Annotated in this window: 19 protein-coding genes; 15 read left to right on the top strand and 4 right to left on the bottom strand. The window is 37.9% G+C overall.

All coding sequences use genetic code 11. From position 1 onward, the window contains the following. Nucleotides 1–21: 21 nt before the first annotated feature. Both ACRD69_RS09665 and ACRD69_RS09660 read left to right on the top strand, forming a co-directional pair. The gene (locus ACRD69_RS09665; RefSeq protein WP_430814871.1) at nt 22–2,526 is read left to right on the top strand and encodes a DUF294 nucleotidyltransferase-like domain-containing protein; all 2,505 of its coding nucleotides are present in this window, start codon (nt 22–24) and stop codon (nt 2,524–2,526) included. Nucleotides 2,527–3,021: 495 nt separating this feature from the next. Further along, nucleotides 3,022–4,473 (top strand): DUF3360 family protein, encoded by a 1,452-nt coding sequence (locus ACRD69_RS09660; RefSeq protein WP_430814870.1) that lies wholly within the window; start codon nt 3,022–3,024, stop codon nt 4,471–4,473. A 133-nt stretch (nt 4,474–4,606) separates the two neighbouring features. Here the strand turns inward: ACRD69_RS09660 and ACRD69_RS09655 are convergent, their stop codons facing one another. Further along, a complete protein-coding gene (locus ACRD69_RS09655; RefSeq protein WP_430814869.1) occupies nt 4,607–5,614 on the bottom strand; it encodes a DUF2027 domain-containing protein in 1,008 nt (335 codons plus the stop codon). Between the two features lie 106 nt (nt 5,615–5,720). Between ACRD69_RS09655 and ACRD69_RS09650 the strand changes: the two genes are divergently transcribed. After that, complete coding sequence (locus ACRD69_RS09650; protein ID WP_430814868.1) at nt 5,721–6,932, top strand: S-adenosylmethionine:tRNA ribosyltransferase-isomerase; 1,212 nt, start codon at nt 5,721–5,723, stop codon at nt 6,930–6,932. A gap of 157 nt (nt 6,933–7,089) precedes the next feature. Here ACRD69_RS09650 and ACRD69_RS09645 read toward each other — a convergent pair whose 3' ends face one another. Then, nucleotides 7,090–7,284, bottom strand: a complete 195-nt coding sequence (locus ACRD69_RS09645) for a (2Fe-2S)-binding protein (RefSeq protein ID WP_430814867.1) — start codon at nt 7,282–7,284, stop codon at nt 7,090–7,092. Nucleotides 7,285–7,321: 37 nt separating this feature from the next. After that, nucleotides 7,322–8,182 (bottom strand): histidinol-phosphatase, encoded by an 861-nt coding sequence (locus tag ACRD69_RS09640; protein WP_430814866.1) that lies wholly within the window; start codon nt 8,180–8,182, stop codon nt 7,322–7,324. A 326-nt stretch (nt 8,183–8,508) separates the two neighbouring features. Between ACRD69_RS09640 and ACRD69_RS09635 the strand changes: the two genes are divergently transcribed. The 8 genes from ACRD69_RS09635 (at nt 8,509) to ACRD69_RS09600 (ending at nt 17,108) form a co-directional block, all read left to right on the top strand. Next, nucleotides 8,509–9,504: an AAA family ATPase gene (locus ACRD69_RS09635; RefSeq protein ID WP_430814865.1), complete on the top strand. Its 996-nt coding sequence runs from the start codon at nt 8,509–8,511 to the stop codon at nt 9,502–9,504. A gap of 160 nt (nt 9,505–9,664) precedes the next feature. Further along, nucleotides 9,665–10,531 carry a DUF58 domain-containing protein gene (locus tag ACRD69_RS09630; RefSeq protein ID WP_430814864.1) on the top strand — a complete coding sequence of 289 codons (867 nt, stop codon included), beginning with the start codon at nt 9,665–9,667 and terminating at the stop codon, nt 10,529–10,531. Further along, a complete protein-coding gene (locus ACRD69_RS09625) occupies nt 10,531–11,556 on the top strand; it encodes a hypothetical protein (protein WP_430814863.1) in 1,026 nt (341 codons plus the stop codon). The genes ACRD69_RS09630 and ACRD69_RS09625 overlap by 1 nt, the downstream gene beginning before the upstream one ends. Before the next feature lie 14 nt (nt 11,557–11,570). Continuing rightward, on the top strand, nt 11,571–12,569 hold the full coding sequence (locus ACRD69_RS09620; protein WP_430814862.1) for a vWA domain-containing protein: 999 nt from the start codon (nt 11,571–11,573) through the stop codon (nt 12,567–12,569). 31 nt (nt 12,570–12,600) lie between these two features. Continuing rightward, nucleotides 12,601–13,662, top strand: a complete 1,062-nt coding sequence (locus ACRD69_RS09615) for a vWA domain-containing protein (RefSeq protein WP_430814861.1) — start codon at nt 12,601–12,603, stop codon at nt 13,660–13,662. Between the two features lie 2 nt (nt 13,663–13,664). Continuing rightward, entirely contained in the window at nt 13,665–14,414 is a 750-nt protein-coding gene (locus ACRD69_RS09610) for a tetratricopeptide repeat protein (protein WP_430814860.1), read from the top strand. Between the two features lie 121 nt (nt 14,415–14,535). After that, nucleotides 14,536–16,356: a BatD family protein gene (locus tag ACRD69_RS09605; RefSeq protein WP_430814859.1), complete on the top strand. Its 1,821-nt coding sequence runs from the start codon at nt 14,536–14,538 to the stop codon at nt 16,354–16,356. Nucleotides 16,357–16,358: 2 nt separating this feature from the next. Continuing rightward, nucleotides 16,359–17,108 (top strand): tetratricopeptide repeat protein, encoded by a 750-nt coding sequence (locus tag ACRD69_RS09600; RefSeq protein ID WP_430814858.1) that lies wholly within the window; start codon nt 16,359–16,361, stop codon nt 17,106–17,108. Between the two features lie 404 nt (nt 17,109–17,512). Here ACRD69_RS09600 and ACRD69_RS09595 read toward each other — a convergent pair whose 3' ends face one another. After that, on the bottom strand, nt 17,513–18,481 hold the full coding sequence (locus tag ACRD69_RS09595) for a hypothetical protein (RefSeq protein WP_430814857.1): 969 nt from the start codon (nt 18,479–18,481) through the stop codon (nt 17,513–17,515). A 190-nt stretch (nt 18,482–18,671) separates the two neighbouring features. Here ACRD69_RS09595 and ACRD69_RS09590 point away from each other — a divergent pair, with 190 nt between their 5' ends. From ACRD69_RS09590 to ACRD69_RS09575, 4 genes are all read left to right on the top strand, one after another. Beyond that, a complete protein-coding gene (locus ACRD69_RS09590; RefSeq protein WP_430814856.1) occupies nt 18,672–20,291 on the top strand; it encodes a sensor histidine kinase in 1,620 nt (539 codons plus the stop codon). A 5-nt stretch (nt 20,292–20,296) separates the two neighbouring features. Beyond that, nucleotides 20,297–20,986 carry a response regulator transcription factor gene (locus tag ACRD69_RS09585; protein ID WP_430814855.1) on the top strand — a complete coding sequence of 230 codons (690 nt, stop codon included), beginning with the start codon at nt 20,297–20,299 and terminating at the stop codon, nt 20,984–20,986. A gap of 268 nt (nt 20,987–21,254) precedes the next feature. Next, complete coding sequence (locus tag ACRD69_RS09580; RefSeq protein WP_430814854.1) at nt 21,255–21,887, top strand: DUF4097 family beta strand repeat-containing protein; 633 nt, start codon at nt 21,255–21,257, stop codon at nt 21,885–21,887. 244 nt (nt 21,888–22,131) lie between these two features. Further along, nucleotides 22,132–22,785, top strand: a complete 654-nt coding sequence (locus ACRD69_RS09575) for a PQLLE family protein (RefSeq protein WP_430814853.1) — start codon at nt 22,132–22,134, stop codon at nt 22,783–22,785. Nucleotides 22,786–22,978 lie beyond the last annotated feature (193 nt).

Below are 22,978 nucleotides of genomic sequence, written 5' to 3'. Positions count from 1 at the left end.
GCAATACTAAAAGCCCGATACATGTCAAATTATAACTTCAAGAACTTCTTTGTTAGTATTGTAGTACCAACGCTTCTAACGGTCATCCTGTTTGTTATCTCATTGTATTTCATTTTTATTCCGGCCTACGAAAGTGCCATTATGAATAAAAAGAAGGAGATGATATCAGAGTTGACCAATTCAGCCTGGAGCTTATTTGAGGAATATGAAAATGAATACAAGGCCTCAAGGTTAAGTCGTGCTGAAGCACAAAAGCAGGCTATTGCCCGTATTGCTGAAATCAGGTACGGAAATGAACGAAAAGACTACTTCTGGATAATCAACCAGGAACCTCGGATGATTATGCATCCATATCGTCCTGAACTTGTTGGTAGCGACCTGAATGACTACAAAGATGCCAACGGTAAAAAGCCTTTCGTTGAAGCCACTAAGGTGGTAGAAGTGACAAACGAGGGCTTTATAGATTACCTGTGGCAATGGAAGGATGATGCCAGCCAGATCGTGCCTAAATTATCGTATGTGAAGTCGTTTGAGCCCTGGGGATGGATAATTGGTACAGGTATTTACATTGATGATGTGGAAGCAGAGATAAAGGAACTTAAAGGGAGATTACTTCGTATCTTCTTGTTAATACTTTCAATTATCACAATGATTTTATTGTATGTGATCCGTCAGAGTCATGCAATAGAGCTAAAAAGAAAAAGATTAACGGCTGAGTTGCGCTTATCGCAGCGAAAATATAAAACCCTGGTGGATGCTTCAACTGAAGGAACCGTCATGTTTCATGACAATCGAATCGTCTTTTGTAATTCTAAGTTTTGCAATTTATCCGGTCATCAGATTGGAGATATTAAGCAAAAAACGTTTGATGATCTGTTTACCATCAGTTGGGATGAGCTTACTTCATCATTTCTAAAGGAAAAGACAACGATATCATATGAAACAAATTTAAAGTGTTCCAATGGTGTAACTAAAGATGTGGTCATAGCCATATCGCGTGTCAACTACAACAACCAGGATAGTTATATCATTATACCCAAAGAGGTGTCCAAAAAGGTAATGATAGCAAAAGAATCAGAAAAGCTGGCGAGTGAGTTGCAAACTTCCTTATTGTTGATGAAACAGCCTGTTAAACATTTGATTCGTGATATATTAAGTTGCTCACCGACAACGACTATTCAGGAAGCAGCGAAACTTCTTACCAGGAAGAAAAAAGAATACCTGTTCGTGAAAGAAAGCGGGTACCTGCTTGGTGTTGTAACCGATACTGATATTCGTAAACGTGTACTTGCCGAAAATAAAGAGCTGAATATTCCGGTATCACAAGTAATGACGGCTCCTATTGCTACTGTATCTCAAAACGCCTTACTGTATGAAATACAACTACAGTTTAACCGCAAGGAGGTTTCATCGCTTGTAACCCTGAGCGCAGATCATGAATTTACAGGCTATATTACCTATCTTGATGTAATGGCAATGCAGCAAAATACTGTTGGCTTTTTAATTAAAGAAATTGCTATTGCTGAAACGATTGATGAATTGATCGATATTCATAAGAAGGTGCCCGTGCTGGTCAATGCCCTTGTTGAGAGTGGTGATAATACAGCTAATATTACGCGGATTATCACATCTATTACGGATGCCTTTACAAAACGGATCATTGAACTGGGAATCGAAAAGAACGGAGAAGCACCCTGCCAGTTTACTTTCGTTGTTTTGGGAAGTGAAGGACGAATGGAACAGAGTCTGAAAACAGATCAGGATAATGCCATTATTTTTGAAGATGTGCCTGAAGAACAATTATCTGGAGTTCAGGGATATTTCATGGACCTGGGTGAATTTATTTCAGATGCGTTGAATGATCTAGGCTACCATTATTGCACCGGAGGAATCATGGCCAGTAATCCGAAATGGAATCAACCCTGGTCAGTTTGGAAAGGCTATTTTGACAGTTGGATGGATACAGGTGATCTGGAAAGTGTAGTAGAGGCAAGTATCTTTTTCGATCTAAGGGGTATTTATGGTAACTATAACCTGGTTCAGTCATTAAAAAGCCATGTATTGGAAGTTGTGCAGGAAAAGCGCATCTTTCTTTCGGCAATGGCACAGTCAGTAGGTAACTTTAAATCACCAGTTGGGGTATTTGGAAATATTGTTGGCAATGATACATCTTCAAAAAGCAAGAATATTGACATTAAAATGATACTAATGCCCATCATTAAATATTCAAGACTGTATGCCTTAAAAAATGGTTTTGATGAAACGAATACCCTGGCACGAATCAAACGCCTGTATGAAGAGGAGAAACTTTCCAAGATTATGTTTGAAGAACTAAGTTTGTCATACAATTACCTGATGCAATTACGTTTCAGGTTTCAGTCTGCAGATATTCTAAAAGGTTTGGAACCTAACAATAATGTGGATATGGCACAACTTACTCAAATAGAAATAGGAACATTAAAGAAGGTCTTTTCAGAGGTCAATACGATACCGGCAAAGGTAAATGCTGATTTTAAAAGTGTGTAATGCCCCGCTGAACAAGATCGTTCCGCAATAAAGTTTCGCTGTTCTGACCGCGGATAGTGTGTTAATACCTTAGATTTACTGCAGGGTAGTAAGTTTGGATAAGCCAATAGGTGGCATTGTCTATCTACTATTTAGGAGAGTTGTTAGGTAGAATCAGTTTAAATAATCATATATTTTAACAGTCGATCAAGATAAAACGCTTCTAAATTAGAGAACTTATCTATCGGTGTTGGAAGTAATGCTAATATGTCTGATTGTGCCGGTTTTATTGAGCTTTCATGAACTATGACAGGTTGTTGTTAGCGCGTTAGTTATTTAGAATACCTCTTGTAGCAATTAAATCATTGTGTAATGACATAAACGTCAATTTTTTGGCGAGCCTTTTTGTCATTTGCTTTGCTTATTGATTTTGTTAGTTTTGCAGCGACCTAATAAAATATTATCCCTGACAACTTCAATAATTTTAAAAGAAATTAATAAAAGATATTGTCGCAGATGGAAAATGATAAGCGCTCATATAAAGAGCAGAGGAAGAGTTCAAGAGAATTTAAAAACCGAACTGAGTACCTGGAGCACGAGTTAACCATTATGAAATTCAGGAAATGGCGACTTAATTTGCCTTTCAGAGATTTTCATTTTGAATTGGAAGATTTTGTTCCTGCGCTGGCGGCCACCATTGGAAAGGTAGTAATGGTTACTGCCATGGTTGCTGCATTTGCATCGCAATTTGGTTTAACACCTGATTTTGTTGCTGAAAACGTTAGATTTGAGTTGCTAATAGCCGGTGGTATATTTGTAATTCTGTTTTCTGCAATTCTTAATCCCAATGCCAACCTTGCAGGTACACACGGACCGATGATTCCGCTTATCCCTATTATTGCTGCTGCAGGAGGACATCCACTTGCCCTTGGAGTATTAATTGGATTCTTTGGTTTGTTATTGAGTATTACCAAAGGAGGATCAAAATTAATGACACTTACAGGTGTTGGTGTTAGGGGCGGACTGTTAATATACCTCGGTGCCGTTGGACTAATTGGTCAAATCACAAAGTTTAATGCCTGGGCTGAAGCAGGAGGCGTAAGTACAGTATCATTCGTTGTTATTGGAATCACTATTATAATCTATGCATATCTTGCCCGAATTGGGAAGCGCTGGCTGGCAATTCCTTTATGTTCAGCGATTGCCGGGATTGTTGCTTTTTCAATGGGTGCTGATTTTGCCTTTACCACAAAACCTGGATTACCCCATATGAACCCTTTATGGTGGTGGGGCGAAACAACAGGTTGGAAGCTTGGATGGCCAAATTTACAGCATTACATCGCGGTTATTCCTTTTGCTATTCTGGCTGTAGCCATGTGGTCACCTGATTATTTAGGGCACCGTGTATTCCAGGAACTGAATTATCCTAAAAAGGCCAAGAATGTATTAATGGATGTTGATGATACAATGACCGTAGCTTCTATTCGTCAGGCGATAGGTTCATTCCTGGGTGGTGGTAATATTGCTTCCTCATGGGGAACCTATATGATTCCTGCTGCTATCGCTAAACGACCAATTCCTGCGGGAGCCATTCTTACTGGTATTTTATGTATTCTGGCAGGTGTTTTAGGATACCCAATGGATTTAGCTATGTGGGAACCGGTATTGCGTATCGCTCTGATTGTAGGTGTATTCTTACCATTGCTTGAAGCAGGTATGCAAATGATCCAGAAACAACAAGATTCATTAAGTGCCGGTACATGTATCTTTGCGAGTGCTCTTGTAAATCCTGTATTTGGTTGGGCATTGACCATGTTGTTGGATAACATGGGATTGATTGGCGATCGCGAAAGAGCTGCACAGTTAAAGTGGAGTGAAAAATTGGTTATACCAAGTGTTATGTTTGTAATTTGTGTTGTTGCTTTAGCTCTTGTTGGCCAGCTACCGGGAATAAAAGGAATATTCTAATAATAAATATATTTACAAGAAACGCCCAAATTCAAATTTGGGCGTTTTTTTTATAGTGTGTTGACCAATAAGTTCTTTACTTTTTTAATGGGTACGATTGAATAGGCTTATAGGCTATTTTTGTGTTGTAAGCCTAAATAATTACCATGGTTGCACCATAACCGTACTCTTTAAAAGAAGCATCCTGATACTGATGCTTTTTAAATTGACGGTCAAGTAGCTTGCGAACTTCTGTTTTTAGTTTGCCATTACCAACACCGTGGATAAACACAATTTTACGACCTTTTTTACCTGCATTATCCGCCATAACCTGCTTAAACTTGTCAAGTTGAATGGTAATGATGTCTCCATTACTTAATCCGGCAGTCGTATCAATTATTTCATCAATGTGTAAATCAACTTCAAGAATAGATGGCTCATCACGACGAGCATACTTCTTTCGGGGAGTTTTAGCCTCTTTTTCTTTAATGGCTTTGCTGATTTCTTTATCTGTTAAGGCATCTAATTTTCTTTCAAACTCGCCTTTGATAACAGGTAATAAAACAGCCTTTTCGTGATAATAAGCATTATCAGCAAAAGCATTTTCCTTTAGAAATCGAGTTGCTTTTATTTTGATAATATCAGAAACCGGCGCGAGGTTTTTGTAGGTTTTGCCTTTTTTGTAAAATGACAGGTTTATTTGCCATTGGCGATCATCCAATTGCATAACGGCAAGTTTATCTAATGCAAGTTTAGTATTAGGCTCGATAATGCCATGGTAGAACAGATCAAGATCACCATCCCTTCTTAAGTTGCTGATCGTATAAAAGACAAAATAATTACTGTCGTTAATGGCCTGTACCCGCAGGTCACCAGATGCCTGACCCGGTTTATCACCTTGTAAAAAGGCAATGTAGAATTGAGGATCAGAGTCGTCACCAAGCTCTTCGTTATACTCATATGTTTCTTCTTCAACCTCCGGCTCTTCGTTTTCAGTTGACTGAGGCTTTTCATCTTTAATAACAACACATTCGTGCACCATTACCGGTACTTCAAAGCCATCTTCATCTTCAACATATGCCAATTTGCCATCAACTCGCACAACGGTTCCTCCACCGCTACTATTTAAAAAGCGAACAGTATCGCCTGCTTTCACCTTCATATGATCAAGTTTAAATTATTCTGATGAAATATGCACCAACAAACGTTTATATAATTGGTACAGGTTGGCAAAGTTAGCTAAATTTGTCGCGCTAAAAATGATAATGATGAATAAGCCACATATTTCAATTAGTGATTACACCTATGAATTGCCTGATGAGCGAATTGCAAAATATCCTTTGGATAACAGGGAGCAATCAAAATTACTTGTCTATAAGAACAATGAAATATGTGAGCGGAAGTTTACCGACATCCTAGGCGAGCTGCCCAAAGGTGCCATGTTAGCTTTTAATAACACCAAGGTTATCAGGGCCCGTTTAAAATTTCGTAAAGAAACAGGTGCAGAAATTGAAATTTTTTGCCTTGAACCATTAATACCGTCTGAAGTCCAGATGGCATTTGACAGCCGTCAAAAAACAACCTGGAAGTGTATTGTTGGTAATGCTCGCAAATGGAAAACCGGAGCTCTGACAAAAGCAATTGCGTTTAACAATCACCACTTAACATTATCAATAGTAAAAGGTGAACGTTTAAGTGATGCTTACAGTATTGAGTTTTCCTGGGATAATACTGATGTATCATTTGCTGAAATAATTGAACACATCGGTTTAACCCCAATACCACCGTATCTGAACAGGGAAACCGAAGATATCGATAAAGACCGTTATCAAACCGTTTATTCAGAGCACCAGGGCTCAGTTGCTGCCCCAACGGCCGGCTTGCATTTCACAAAGGATATTTTAAACCAGTTAGAGGATAGACAGCATCCCTTGCTAAATGTCACATTGCATGTTGGAGCAGGTACGTTTAAGCCGGTAAAAGCTGAAGCCATTGCTGATCATGATATGCATACGGAGCATTTCGTTATTGAAAGAGTTGCGTTGCAAAGGTTATTGACAAATGCCAACGAGCTGATAGCTGTTGGCACAACATCTGTTCGTACGCTTGAGAGCCTTTATTGGTATGGGGTCAGGTTGCTGATGGATATGCCCATTAACCACGGAATCGAACAATGGGATGCCTATAACCTGGACGATACATATACCAAAAAAGAAGCTTTTCTGGCTTTAATGAATTACATGGAAAAAAATAATTTGTCCCATCTGGCTGGAAAGACATCAATAATTATAGTACCAGGATATAACTTTAAAGTAATCAATGGTCTGGTGACGAATTTTCATCAGCCTCAGAGTACTTTATTGCTGCTTATAGGAGCCATTGTAGGACAAAAATGGAAAAGTATCTATGAATACGCTCTTACTCATAACTTTCGCTTTTTAAGTTATGGTGATAGTTCATTGCTTATGATAGAAGATTAATTTGCTTTTATTCATGTATATAAATCTTTCATAGTTCATGAACTTATATTCGTCAAATAACCTTTCGACGAGGTAAAAAGAGCCATTTTATTGTATCTTTTACGGTTGAAAGGTTACTTTTTTTTAAACAAAAAACAATTCAGCATTGGGCTAATAATTAAGCTTCACGCTTTGCGATTTCATCTTCTAATATTTCTTCTATATCAGCAACACAACTGCCGCAAATGGTAGCTACATCAGTTTCATCCTGAAGATCTTCAAATGATGTAATGCTTTTATCACGAATTACTTTTATTATGTCGGCTTTTGTCATTTGCATATGTCTGCAAACAAAGTCGTTATCGTCAAACATGTTAAATGGTTTAGTGAATAATCAATCTTTAATATTATTAAGACATAACAGCATCTATGTCTTTTTGTTCCCATCCGGCAGAAGTAAAAATGCTGATCGAGGTTCCGCCTGCTCGTTGAATTGCTATCACAGCGTTTTTAAACTCCCTGGTAAGCTCGTCAGGATGATGTGCATCTACCGAAACTGTTAATGGAATTTCCAATTCAACACAACGTTTAATAACCGATTCATTAGGGAAAAAAGTATGGTACTTCCCCCGGTATATGCCGCGCGTATTAACTTCAATAATAGTATTTGTTTTGGCGATAACCTGAAGTGTTTCTTCCAGTGCATCCTGATACCAGGCTTCATCTTCAGAGAAGAATTTGCCCTTATTGTTCATTATTACTTTATCCATATGGGCTATAACATCAGGTTTTTGACTCACAACCATTTCCTGCACCTGTTTGTAATAGCTTGATACGGCTTGTTTAATGTTGCCATCAAAACAAGCATTTAATCCATTTTCATAGTTCTCAACCGGACCATCTAAAAACCAAATGGTATTTTGTTTTTCAGGGTTAGATACAAGATGAACTGAGCCAATAATATAATCTAATCGTCCCAATTTGCGCCATACATCAAAAGGAATGCTCCTGTTGTGAGCTATGAAATCTGCTTCTAAAGACCGGTATACTTCCAGTTTTCCCTTGTATTTCGTTTTACACCCTTGGCTGGTAGCAACGTATTCTTCTAATTTATGGAATGGCATAGCCCATTTAGTGTCAAAAGGGACAGGAGCGTGACTGCTAAAACCTATACTGGAAACACCCTTCTTAATAGCTTCTTCGCAAACTGTTTCCATAGATGTTTTACCATCACAAAAATCAGAATGGGTGTGGAAACTGAAATATTGCATCATTTTATCGTTTAATTGAGGTGTCAAAAGTGTTAATATTTTCTTAAAGCCACAATGATAAAATCCATCTGGGCTCATATTATACAGGCTCTGTTCTATTTTGTATGGCTAGTCTTAAAAATCCTGTTATTTTTGTTGTTGCCTCAATGTTTTCATGGCATTTTAAATGTTAATATTTGACAATAATAATCGTTAAAGGATAGTTAAAGTTGTTTTGACTTAACAAAAATTAACGAACTAAAAATAATTGAATAAGCGAAGTTTGTGTTTATTTGAATAAAGCGTATTAATTAGTCGAAAAGAATAAAAACGATAAAATATAAATCATGGAACAATCCGTAGATATTAAAGCTATAAACGAACGCATTAAAGAAGAAAGCTCTTTTGTTGATTTACTGACAATGGAGATGAATAAAGTTATTGTTGGTCAGAAACACCTTGTTGAAGGTTTACTTATTGGCTTATTGTCCGATGGTCACATCTTGCTGGAGGGTGTTCCGGGGCTGGCAAAGACATTAGCTATTAATACACTGGCTACCATTGTAGATGCCAAGTTTTCGCGTATTCAGTTTACGCCGGACTTATTGCCTGCCGATTTGTTAGGTACTATGATTTACAGCCAGAAGAAAGAGGAATTTATTGTTAAGCAAGGTCCTATTTTCACCAACTTTGTATTGGCCGATGAGATCAACCGTGCTCCGGCTAAAGTGCAGAGTGCTTTATTGGAAGCCATGCAGGAACGTCAGGTAACAATTGGAGAAACGACATATCCACTTGATGAACCATTTCTTGTAATGGCTACCCAAAACCCAATAGAGCAGGAGGGTACTTACCCGCTTCCTGAAGCACAGGTAGACCGTTTTATGTTGAAGCTCGTATTGGATTACCCAAAGAAAGATGAGGAGCAAATGATCATTCGTCATAACCTGGCTAAAACATTCCCGAAAGCATCTACCATTCTTAAACCAGAAGATATTATTCGTGCTCGTCAGGTGGTGAAAGATGTTTACATGGATGAGAAAATTGAAAAGTATATTGTTGATATAACCTTTGCGACACGTTATCCAGAGCAATATGGTTTAGAGAAGTTTAAAGATATGATTTCATATGGAGCTTCTCCTCGTGCAAGTATCAGCTTGTCTATGGCAGCCAAAGCATTTGCTTTTATCAAACGTCGAGGATATGTTATTCCTGAAGATGTTCGTGCTATTTGTCATGATGTGTTGCGCCATCGTATTGGTTTATCTTATGAGGCTGAAGCGAATAATATTACATCCGAGGAAATTATTAGCGAAATCCTGAACCAGGTTGAGGTACCGTAAATATTGTATTTGGCTAATGGCTGATAGCTATTGGCAAAGTGTTTTGAGTTATTATAGAGAAGGGAATGATAAAATTCTTTTCAGATTATAGTATTAAAAAGAATAACAAACTGCTGTGCTGGTGACCTGAGTTACCAGCCTGCAGATAAAAACACAAAGTTTGGAAGCAACTGATTTATTAAAAAAAGTACGCCAGATTGAGATAAAAACGCGTGGTCTCTCATCCAATATATTTGCAGGAGAGTATCACTCGGCGTTTAAAGGTCGGGGTATGACCTTTAGTGAGGTGCGGGAGTATCAGTATGGCGACGATATACGTAATATTGACTGGAATGTAACGGCTCGATTTAATCACCCGTATATAAAGGTTTTTGAAGAAGAACGAGAGCTGACTGTTCTTTTAATGATTGACGTATCAGGTTCTCGTGAGTTTGGTACCTCTTTCAAATATAAAAAGAATATAATCACTGAGATTGCTGCTGTTCTCGCTTTTTCTGCCATTCAGAATAATGATAAGATCGGAGTGATATTCTTTAGTGACAGAATAGAGAAATTTATCCCGCCTAAGAAAGGACGTAAGCACATCCTGCATATCATTCGCGAGTTTATAACGTTCACACCCGAACATCGTGAGACCAATATTTCAGAGGCCTTGAAATATCTAACCAATGCCATAAAAAAGCGATGTACCACTTTTGTTGTGTCCGATTTTATTGATGATGACTTTGAAGATGCCTTGAAGATTGCCAATCAAAAACACGATGTTGTGGCTTTAAAGGTTTTTGACAAACGCGAAACAGAAATTCCATCAATTGGAATGATCAAGCTTAAAGATGCAGAAACCGGTGAGTACTATTGGGCAGATACATCCAATCGTGATGTAAGGGAAGCATACAGTAAATGGTGGCGTGAAACAGATCATGCAACACGTCGATTGTTTAGCAAGTGTGGTGTTGACAATGTCTCGGTAAGTACAGATGAAGATTATGTTAAAGCGCTGATAGCCTTGTTTAAAAAACGCATATAATGAATAAAAACGCATATATAAAATGGCTTAGGTTTAATTTGGCTCTGATTGCATTAGTAGTCATCGGATTCCCGGCACAAGCTCAAAATGTGAGTGTTTCCGCGCAGATGGATTCGACGGTAATTTTTATCGGGGGACAGATTGATTTGAAATTACAGTTGAGTCAACCGGAGGAAATGGAACTTTCTTTTCCTTTATTAACCGATACCATTACCAGAAACGTTGAAATTGTTCGTTTAAATGAACCCGACACCCTTAATAATGATAATGGCCGTTTATTAATAGAACAGAATTTCCGAATTACTTCATTTGACAGTGGTTTACACTATATTCCTCCCATTGTTTTTGAGGAAGCAAGTCAAAAACTTGGGGCCCTATTACAAACGGAGCCAATGGCATTGATGGTAATCAATCCATTTGAAGAAGTAGATCCTCAGAAAGGCATTGTAGACATTAAAGAACCTCAGGAAACACCCTTTCATTTCTCTGAATTATACAAATATTTACCTTGGGTACTAGGGCTACTTGCCTTGGCGGGTATTGTTACTTTTATAGCATTAAGATATTTTGGTAAAGATGTTCCTGTTAAGATATTTAAAAAGGAAGAGCCTGTTATACCTCCTCATCAAAAGGCCTTGAAGGCACTTGACAAGATCAAAGAAGAAAAGCTTTGGCAACATAATCGCGTTAAAGAATACTATTCTGGTGTGACTGATACCCTGCGTCATTATATTGAAGAACGATATGAAATCAGGGCGATGGAACAAACCACCGACGAGATCATGGACTCTTTTAAAGGTATTGATGTTACTGGCGTTAATTCAATAGATAACCTGAAGCAGATATTAATGACGGCCGACCTTGTTAAATTCGCCAAACATGAGCCTTTACCTGATGAAAATGACTTGAGCATGATCAATGCCTACTTTTTCGTTAATCAGACAAAAGAAGAAGAGATAAAGTCATTGGATGAGGAAAAAGCCGAGATGCTTAAGAAGGAAGAAAACGAAGCAGTAAAAGAATAAAAAAGCATTGTATAATGATTAATGATATAGTATTTGCACACCCTTTGTTTTTCTGGCTTTTGCTGATCGTGCCAGCTTATATTGCCTGGTATGTATTGAAGCAAAAAGGTATGCAGGCATCGCTTAAAATATCGACACTTAAAGGATTTACAAAAGCACCAAAGTCAAAAAAAGTTTATTTGCGACACTTGTTGTTCGCTTTCAGGGTGCTTAGCATTGTATTGCTTATTACTGTGCTGGCACGTCCGCAGTCTAGCAATAGTTATCGTAATGAAACTACAGAGGGGATCGATATAATGATGGCTCTTGATGTTTCAGGAAGTATGATAGCAGAAGATTTTAAGCCCAACAGACTGCAAGCTGCCATTAGAGTTGCAGAGGATTTTATTAATGGTCGCCCTGATGATAAAATAGGGTTAGTTGTTTATGGAGCTGTCAGCTTTACACAGTGTCCTTTAACTACCGATCATAGAGTTTTAATTAACTTGTTTAAGGATATTAATAATCTAAATATCGACCAAAGCGGAACTGCCATTGGGATGGGTCTGGCTACAGCTGTTCAGCGAATTAAAGAGAGTGATACAAAAAGTAAAGTTATTATTTTATTAACTGATGGTGTAAATAATCGTGGAGAAATAGCACCGATGACCGCAGCGGAAATAGCTAAAACATTTGGAGTTCGTGTATATACAATTGGAGTTGGCACAACAGGTATGGCACCTGTGCCTTATCAAACTGTGTGGGGAAAGCAATATCGACAAGAGGAAGTAAAGATTGATGAGGAGTTACTGGAAGGTATTGCTGATATGACTGGAGGTAAGTATTTTCGAGCTACAAATGAATCGAAGCTGGTTGAGATTTATGAAGAGATAGATCAGTTGGAAAAGACCAGGATAGAAGTGCGTGAATATACCAAACGAAAAGAAGAATACTGGTGGTTCGCTGCCTTTGCAGGTCTGTTTCTTTTGCTTGAGATCTTCTTGAGAAGCACGGTCTTCAGAAATCTGCCATAAGAGAACATTATTTTGATTTAAAAAATAACCAATGAATATATTCAGATTTGAAAACCCCGATGCTTTATACCTGCTGGCACTAATTCCTGTACTGGCATTTATAAACTTATATCTGGCCAAGAGACGTAAGAAAGCTCTTGAGGAGTTCGGGAATGCTGAGTTACTTAATGACTTGATGCCTAATGTGTCATTCAGGCGGCCGGTAATAAAGTTTTACTTTATGTTGTTTGCTTTTGTGTTGCTTATACTGACAATTGCAGGACCGCAGTATGGAAGTAAATTACAAACTGTGAAGCGTAAGGGTATTGAGTTAATAGTTGCTTTAGATGTTTCGAACAGTATGATGGCTCAGGATATTGAACCCAATCGTTTGGATAGGGCTAAAAGAGCAATTTCCAGATTAGTTGATAAGTTGCACAATGACCGGGTGGGTTTTATTGTTTTCGCGGGTGAAGCCCATGTGCAGTTGCCCATTACAACAGACTATGCATCGGCCAAAATGTTTTTGAACTCAATTAATACCGATATAGTAGGAAAGCAAGGTACTGCCATTGGCGCTGCTATCGACAAAGGAATTAAGTCTTTCACAACGCAGGAAGATGTAAACAGGGCAATAATAGTAATTACCGACGGAGAGAATCATGAGGATGATCCTATCGCAGCAGCAAGTGCAGCAGCTGAAAATGGAATAAAGATCTATACGGTTGGAATGGGGTTGCCCAAAGGTGCTCCTATACCGGTTGTGGGAGGTCGGAGTAATGACTTTATGAAGGACCGTGATGGTAATGTCGTGATTTCAAAACTTGATGAGCAAACATTGCAGAAAATTGCCATAACAGGAAATGGAGCTTATATTCCGGCTAATAATATACGAAATGGTATTAATAGCTTGGTTGATGAGCTGAGTGAGTTGGAAAAGTCAGAGTTGGAAGCCAAGGTTTATACTGATTATAATGACCATTTTCAGTACTTTGCTGCTTTGGCTTTGCTGTTGATTATTATTGAGTTTCTGATTTTAGAACGCAAGAACAAACGCTTGAAACACATCAATATTTTTGATGTGAAGAAAGAAGAAACAAGTAAGGATTTGTAATTATGATGAAGTTTAAATACATACTTTTTATCTCGGCGCTATTGTTTGGTACCTTTAAGATCAATGCGCAGGATGAACGCCGTTTTATAAGAAGCGGGAATAGTCATTTTACCGACTCTGCTTATCTGGAATCGGAAATAGAATACCGTAAAGCTCTTGATAAAACTGGTAACTCTTTTGAAGGGCAGTTTAACTTGGGTGATGCCTTATACAAACAGGAGAAATTTAATGATGCCCTCGATCAATTTCAAATTTTAGCTGGTACCGAAACAGATCCTCAACGCCTGTCACAGGTATATCATAACATAGGGAATAGTTATTTTGCAATGCAAAAATTTCAGGAAAGTGTTGAAGCATATAAAAATGCGTTGCGCAATAACCCCGACGATAATGGTTCGCGCTACAACCTGATTGCTGCCCAAAAAATGTTGCAACAACAGCAGCAAGATCAGCAAAACCAGGATCAAAATAAAGATCAGGATCAGCAAGAGCAGCAGAATAAAGATCAGCAACAGCAACAGCAAGATCAGCAACAGGATCAAAATAAGGATCAGCAGCAACAGCAACAAGACCAGCAAGAGCAGGATCAGCAAAAGAATCAACAAAATCAGCAACAGCGACCTGAGGAACAAATGTCGAAGGAAGATGCGCAACGATTACTGAATGCTATTCAGCAAGATGAGAATGAATTGCAGAAGAAATTGAGAAAGGCTAAAGCTGCTCAGCAAACAAAAACAGAAAAAAACTGGTAGAAGTACTATTTTTGTACTTTAATTCAAATGCAAGACTAAAAGATGCTAGACACAAGGATGAAATTCTAATGCGATATATGATCTTGATTCTATTATCTTGATATTAAATACTTATTTAAATATGCGACTATACATTCTTACCCTATTACTGTTTATAGCTGGATTTTATTCAGCTCAGGCACAAGATGTGAAGTTTACAGCTCGTGCACAATCAGCAGTAGTTGTCGGTGATAAATTTCAGTTACAATACACATTAAACAAAGAAGGAAGTGATATTCGGCTGCCTGCTCTTCAGGATTTTCAGATTCTGATGGGACCCAGCACTTCGTATTCTAATAGTACTTCTATTGTTAATGGTAAAGTAACCCGCGAAACATCCTATACCTACACTTATATCCTTAAGGCCCTCAAAGAAGGGCAGTTTACCATACCGCCGGCTACAGTTAAAGTCGACGATGAAAAGGTTAGTTCAAATAGTGTAAGTTTAAAGGTTGTCAAGGGAGATGCACAAGCTCAGCAACAAAATCAGCAAAGCCAGGCTGCAGGAAGTGTGCCTAGTGATGATGATTTGTTTATCACAGTGACACCTTCAAAAAAGAATTTATACCAGGGTGAATCATTGGTGTTAACAACCAAGATCTATACAAAGGTTCAGATTGATGGCTTGTCAGATATAAAGCAACCCGAATTATCAGCCTTCATTGCGCAGTCTTTGCAAGGTCAGGGTAATAATTCGTGGAGTATGGAAAATGTTAATGGACGTACATACCAGGTAAATACATATGAGCAGAAATTATTATTTCCCCAAAAATCCGGCAAAATAACCATAGAGCCAACTGAAATTGAATTTCTCATTCGGCAGCGGGTGGCTCGCAGTCGGTCGCGCAGTATATTCGATGATTTTTTTGAATCAAATTATCGAACCGTAAAAAAGAAGGTACGCTCAAAACCAATAGCGATAAATGTTAAGCCTCTTCCATCGGGTCGCCCTGAAGGATATACCGGTGGAGTTGGTCAGTTAAGCATGAAGGCAAGCGTTAATAAAAATGATGTATCGGTCAATGATGGTGTCACTTTAAAGGTTGTTGTCAATGGAACCGGGAATCATAAATTTATTGAAGATCCTCAAATAAAGTTCCCTGCAGACTTTGATGATTTTGATGCTAAAATCTCAAACAGCATCAGCAATACTGCCGGAGGAATGAAAGGATCTAAAACATACGAATACCTGATGATTCCGCGTCATGCCGGTGAGTTTACTATTCCATCAATTAAGTTTGCTTACTTTAATCCAAAATCTGGAAAATACGAAACAAGTGAATCAGGACCGATAAGTATCACTGTTGCCAAAGGTGAAGGAACTGCAGAAAGCACAAGTGGTATCATACGCTCTAATGTCAGTAAGGAGAATGTTAAGTTTATTGGTAAAGACATTCGCTTTATTAAAACAGGAAAAACACTATTGAAACCAACAGGTACTTTCTTTATAGGTAGCCTGATATATTACCTGGTATTGTTAGTACCCTTGTCCTTGTTTATTCTGCTTTTCATTATTAATCAAAAGCGAATAAAAGATAATGCCAATGTAAGCTTAATGAAAACAAAGAAGGCCAATAAAGTTGCCATCAAACGTCTTAAAAAATCTGCACAGTTCCTAAAGTCGGGAGAGAAAGAGGCTTTCTATGAAGAGGTGCTTAGGGCGCTGTGGGGCTATTTAAGTGATAAATTGAGTTTGCCACTAAGTGAATTGTCCAAAGATAATGCAGGTGAAATTTTAGCTAAGTCTGATGTGTCAGATGAAGTGATTGCTGAGATAATGGAAATACTTGATACATGTGAATTTGCTCGATATGCGCCGGCATCAGGAACAGGTGAGATGGATAAATTGTACAATCAGACGATTGCAACAATTAGCAAGCTTGAAAATCAAATAAAACGTTAAAAATGAAGCAACTTATTATATTATTTACTTTTTGTTTGTCATTTGTGATTGCCAATGCTCAGGATGAACGCTTTGAGGAAGGTAATCAACAATATAGCGACGGAAACTTTCAGGCTGCTATTGATACTTATAATGGCATATTGTCTACTGGTGTTGAAAGTGGTGCGTTATACTTTAACCTTGGAAATGCCTATTATAAAAATGGAGAGTTAGCAAACGCCATACTTAATTACGAACGTGCTTTGCTACTTAAACCGCATGATAAAGATGTGAAGTATAACCTTGAACTGGCATATACGCAAACAACCGATAAAATCGAATCTGTTGATGAATTCTTTTTAAGTAAATGGGTTATCGACTTTCGAAATAAAGCGACATCTGATACCTGGAGTTACATTGGGGTGATCTGTTTTATTTTAACACTTGTGATGGCGGCCTTGTTTTTCTTTTCAAACTCGGTTTTATTAAAGAAAGCTGGTTTTTATCTGGGAGTTGGTTTGCTTGCAGGAACCTTGATTACTCTTTCTTTTAGCTACAGACAGAAAAGTAAATTGGTCAATCGAAACCATGCCATCGTATTTAGCCCGTCTTTGACAGTTAAAAGTTCTCCTAATGCCAACGGAACAGAGATATTTATTCTGCACGAAGGAACAAAGGTTGAGATTATAAGTACCTTGGGGCAATGGAAAGAGATACAAATTGCAGATGGTACTGTAGGTTGGGTTGAAGATACTTCTATAACGATTATATAGTATAAAAAAGACGAAAAAAAGCTCCTTATCCGTTGATAAGGAGCTTTTTTATTATAAACACCCAAACTACTGATTGGCTCTACTTTAAAAGCTACCTTATTAAAGCGCCAATCAATTATTTTTTAAAAATCTCTATTGTCAATTATTAAATATTTATCGATGACAAACCAGATATACATTAAGCTTATGATTACACCGATAATTTCTATTGCAAACATATCTATTCGTTTGATCCGAGTATATCAATTGCTTTGCCATAAAAATTAAAATGCAATAAATCAATGGTATAGCTAAAGTGGGGTATTGCGTTATGTCCAAATATTGGACACGTTACTTATTTTTGGAAAACAAAAAGGCGGTTGCCTTACAAAGAAGACACCCGCCGGCTTTACAACATAAATCGCTTATAGAACCACCTTGCGGCCAAAGAATTGATTGTTTTTAGATAGAATCAAATAGTAAGGAGCTTCTTCTTCTTTAAGGTCAAACTCCTGTTTCATTGGACCCGCCTTAATTTCCTTGTCTTCTTTTACCTTGTCGCCGTTTTGGTTGAACATTTCCAGGTGATAACTGCCTTCAGGTAAATCACATTCAATGTGCATTAAGGTCTGAAGTTTTTCATCTTCAATAATCTTTTCGATCTTAACCTTTAGTTCTTCAATCTTAAGCTGTTCTGACATTATCTTCTTTTGTGATAGGCCGATCTTTTTTAAGAAAGAAATGTCTTCAAGTGGAATTGATTCAACTTTTACAGTTGTTGTATGCTCGTGTTTTTCTTTCCAGTGCATTGGAATATCATGATTGTCTGAAGCAATGATAAAAGATTTAACACGTGGTTCGTGCTCACCTTCCTCAAGAATTTCTTTTTTGATGATTTTTATATGATCACCATCCTCAGTGATAAATTCCTCAATATCTAATTCGTTTTCTCCTTCTTGCATAATGATGATCCGATTGCGATGCGCCTCATGTAAGTGCTCCATTTCTTCTAATTTAATACCCTTTTCTTTCAGGAGCTTTTCCATCTCAATATGAACCTTTTCCATGTCTCCATCGAATTCAATATGAAAATCGTTTAGTGAATCCATTTTAAAGGCCATAACACGCATGTGCTTATCTATTTCATCATGATGCACAGCCATAATGCTATCCATATTAATAACCTTTGTTTCGTCACCTGAAGTAATGACGAATACATCATTTGTAAAGGTAGTGTCCATCTCAATGACCTTTTCCCCTTCAGTGCTGATCACCTTTACTTTAACCTGGCTTTTTTTATTGGTTTGGGCGTTGACACTTAGGCTGGCTGTGCATATTAGTATTGCGCCTAGTATTATTCCGAATACTCTTTTTCCTGATTTCATAGTTTCCATTCTTAATGAGTTAGTAACTTAATTTATATACATTGTTTTATGCAGTCAATACACTTTGATTACAATTTCAAAAGTACAAATGAACTGATAGTAAAGTGGTTAAGGTCTGGTTAAAAACAGTTAAGGAAAAGTTAATGTGTTACAGTGCTTTGCTTCAAAGCGTTATATTTACAGTATAATTGAGAAACAGATGAAACGAAAATCAATCCTTGGATTAATCCTTTTAATGAGTTTGTCGCTGCTGGGAATAATTGCTGCTCAATACTTATGGATTCAACAGTCGATTAAAGTGCAGAGGGAAAAATTTCAGGCAGCTGTATATCGATCACTCGATAATACTGTTCAGCGGCTTGAAAATGAGCATAATGCCGAGTATATCTTTCGTGAATTTCTTCCCAGTGTGCCCAAGCACAGCAATACGACAGTGCAGCAAGATGCCAATGGCAACATTGCCATCATTCGTCAGCAAAGCATAACACCGGGCAATTCAAAAATCATCTACCACAAAAAAGATACTGTTATTACCAATGGAGGTACTCGTATAGAGGTCCATGCTGAAGTAAATGGTAATTTCAGCGATCAACAGGTGTGGATCGATGCCTCGGGTGAGGAAATAGATGTGCTTGAGCTCGAGGAGAAGATATTGCACGTAGAAGACTCAATTAACGTTGTAATAGAAGCTTTGGAGCATCGAAATAAGGAGATGCTTGAGGTGTATAATCAAATGAAGCGTGAAATAGAAGCCAGGCATAACCCTCTGCAACAACGTGTAGATTTAGAAAGACTTAACGAAGTGTTAATGGAGGAGCTGATTCAAAACGGTATAGATACCAGGTATGAATTTGGTGTTTTTAACCAATATACGCGCCAAATGACCGAATATCAGTCTGAAGCTTTTGACCTGGTTAGTACGGCTGACTACCAGCCATACAATATCCGATTATTTCCACGGGATATTTTTAGAGGTATTTCGCCATTTGAGCTAATGATCTATTTTCCCGATATGGCATCCTACTTAATTAAATCTCAAGGTTTAATGGTTTCACTTTCCATGATCTTTACTCTGTTTATTTTAATCACCTTTTTTATAACCATTCGCACGATACTTAACCAAAAGAAAGTTTCTCAAATAAAAACCGACTTTATCAATAATATGACGCATGAGTTTAAAACTCCCATTGCTACCATTAGTTTGGCTACCGATAGTATTTTAACACCGACCATTATTAATAACGAAGAGCATGTGCGTAATTTTTTAAGGATTATCAAAGAAGAAAATACCCGTATGAACAGCCATGTGGAACGTGTGTTGCAAATGTCACAAATTGAAAAGAAAGATTTCTCTGTGGTGAAAGCTTCTAAAGACTTGCACGAATTGATCTTACGTGCTGTTGATAACATGCAGTTGCTGGCTAATGAAACAAATGGTAAAATTTCTACTTCGTTAAAAGCAGAATTAAGTGTATTTTTAGTAGATGAAATACATTTTACCAATGTGATCGTTAATTTGCTTGAAAATGCCCTGAAATACACAAAAGATGCACCTGAAGTGAAGGTATCGACAGTTAATACAAGTAGTGGTGTGCAGATTAGTATCAGAGACAATGGTATTGGCATGACACGTGAACAGCAGCATAAGATTTTTGAGAAGTTTTATCGGGCTACAGGAGGCAATGTTCATAACGTTAAGGGATTCGGTTTAGGCTTGAGTTATGTAAAGGCAGTTATTGATGCTCACCATGGTAATGTAAGTGTTAAAAGTAAAATCAATGTAGGAACAGAGTTTATAATACAACTCCCATACAAATAGTATCGATGGAAGAATACAACAGAGTCTTTATGGTTGAAGATGACCGGAATTTTGGAACGGTCATGAAGGCCTATTTGGAGATCAATAAGTTTGATGTAACATGGGTAAAAGACGGAATGCTTGCAGTTAAACGATTTCAGGAAGGGCGTTTTGATATTTGCATTTTAGATGTGATGCTGCCAAATGTAGACGGTTTTACCATTGCCCGTGAAATTAAAGAGATCAATGCTGATATTCCCATCATATTTTTAACGGCTAAAATAATGAAGGAAGATGTGCTTGAAGGATTCAGTACTGGGGCCGACGATTATATCACCAAGCCATTTGACTCTGAGATTTTGATCTGTAAAATAAAGGCAATCCTCAATCGTAATAAACGACAACAGGAGGAAGTGCAAACTGAATATAAAATTGGAGGTGCCACATTTAACAGTGAATTTCGTACGATTCACTTCCACGATGAAGAATATAAGTTGTCACCCAAAGAGGCCGACCTGTTAATGTTGTTGTGTCAAAATGAAAATAAGGTCTTGCCGCGCGAAAAAGCATTGAAGCAGGTGTGGGGTGAAACCGGTTATTTTACCACCCGTAGTATGGATGTGTATATAACTAAACTGCGCAAATATCTGCGGGAAGTTGAAGGGGTTGAGATTGTTAATATACATGGTAGCGGCTATCAGCTGCGCATTGATTAAAGAATTATTTAAATCAGGCAGTTGCTTTTTGAATCGGAAGTAATCCTGCTAAGGTATATAGTGTATTGCCACACAGACAGCTAATGAATTACTGCTGGTTTGTGTGGTTTTTTTATTCGATAACATTAAGAGGTAAATCTATAAAGGGATTTGCTAAATAATGTTTATTCATCCATGTTGTCTGATTTTTATACATTCATAGTGTAACTAATCGATATGTCTGGGCGTCCTATTTTTGAAACTTAATTGCAATTAAAAAGAACATAACATGAAGAAGCTATTATTACTCATCGGAATTATTGGATTTTCTGCTGCTAGCATCGCGCAGGATAAGAAAGTTGAAGTAGATAAAAAATTCGAAAACATTACTGAAGTCGAAGTAAATGTTGTTTTTAGTGATGTGGTTATTGAGCAGGCTGCCGGTAACGAAGTGCATGTAACAGGCTCTGTAACCTGGGAACGCGATAAGGACGAATATAAAATTGTTACTCGTAAGTCGGGAACTACTCTTTATGTAGAGGTAGATCATCCTCGTAATTCTAAAGGCAATGCATCTGGGCGCTTCCATATTACAATGCCTGCCATGACCGACGCTGATGTCAATAGCGTAAGCGGTGATATTAAGGTAACAGGTATTGGTCAGCGCAGGGTAAAGTGCAACACGGTATCTGGTGATATTGTAGCCAAAAAAATAGGAAGTGATGTGTCGGCTAATACAGTTTCGGGAGATATTGTAATGGATGGAGTAAAAGGAAATGCAAAATCAAATACAGTTTCTGGCGATGCCGAGCTGGCCAATATTGATGGTAACCTAAAAGGCAACTCTGTATCGGGTGATTTCCGTATTTCAAACCTTAAAGGTAACAGGGAGATAAGTACCTTGTCGGGAAGCGTTCGTTAGTAGCAGTTTAGATTTTAAAAATATGGCATAAGCCTGCCCGTTCACAAACGGGCAGGCTTTTTCATTTCTCAGATTACGGTTATCCTAATTGTGTAAATGTGTTTCATCTTGTTGTTTGGCATTGTTCCTGTGTTGTATGTGCTGTAGTGTGAATGACTATAGCAATATTTTATTACCTTCATTAAGCCTTTCGGTTCAAATTGTCCTATTCAGATTAATTACTAATTTCTAAAACAATAATGTTATGAGAAAAACGAATTCTGAATTGGCGATCTTAGAACGAGGTCAATTTATCTTTACTAATCTTGAAAAGCAACCAGAAATATCGGGTGTGATGGCCGAGTATGGTTACAGTGAGGAGGTCCTGGCAGAAGGGCGCCTCGTTTTTGATAAAGCAAGAGCGTGCTACGATGCTAGCCGTCAGGAAGCCATTGAATCAAAAGAAGCTTATCAATTATTCGCAGATTTCAAGGCTCGGATCGACGCCCGGTATCGAATGTTGCGTAAAAAAGCCAAAGTACTGTATCGTAATCACCCCCTAATGATTCAAAGACTCAATGTACATGGCGATACTCCTGCTGCTTATCTCAACTGGCTCGATTGTGTACAGCAGTTTTGCAATGTATTTCTCTCTTCGGAAGAGGTACAGTCAAGGCTTGCACGTCTAAAGGTAACTGTTGCTGAGGTTGAAGAATTACAGCTGGATATAGATTCACTGATTACTTCGCGTGCCGGTTATATCAAGGAACGGGGGGAGGCACAGCATGCTACACAGTTGAAAGATGATGCTATTGCGCACTTAGACAGATGGATAAGGGAGTTTTATTGGGTGGCAAAAATTGCTCTGGATGATCAACCGCAATTGCTCGAAACATTCGGAATTGTTGTAAAGCGCTAGAAGATGTATTCTTTCATTAAAAGCCCGCTCTATTAAATTAGAGCGGGCTTTTAATTGATCGATATGCAGTGTCTCAATATCGCTATAAAAATGTCAGGACTAACATGTTCTAAATGAGGCTTCATCGCATGACTGCCAATATTAATATCACTTTTGTGTGCTACTTATACTTGAATTAGAATGATCAGTTCTC

The sequence above is a fragment of the Carboxylicivirga agarovorans genome, from assembly GCF_050589845.1.
Taxonomy (GTDB): domain Bacteria; phylum Bacteroidota; class Bacteroidia; order Bacteroidales; family Marinilabiliaceae; genus Carboxylicivirga; species Carboxylicivirga agarovorans.
Note: the sequence above shows the minus strand (reverse complement) of the source record. Positions and strands in the feature narration are given on the sequence as shown.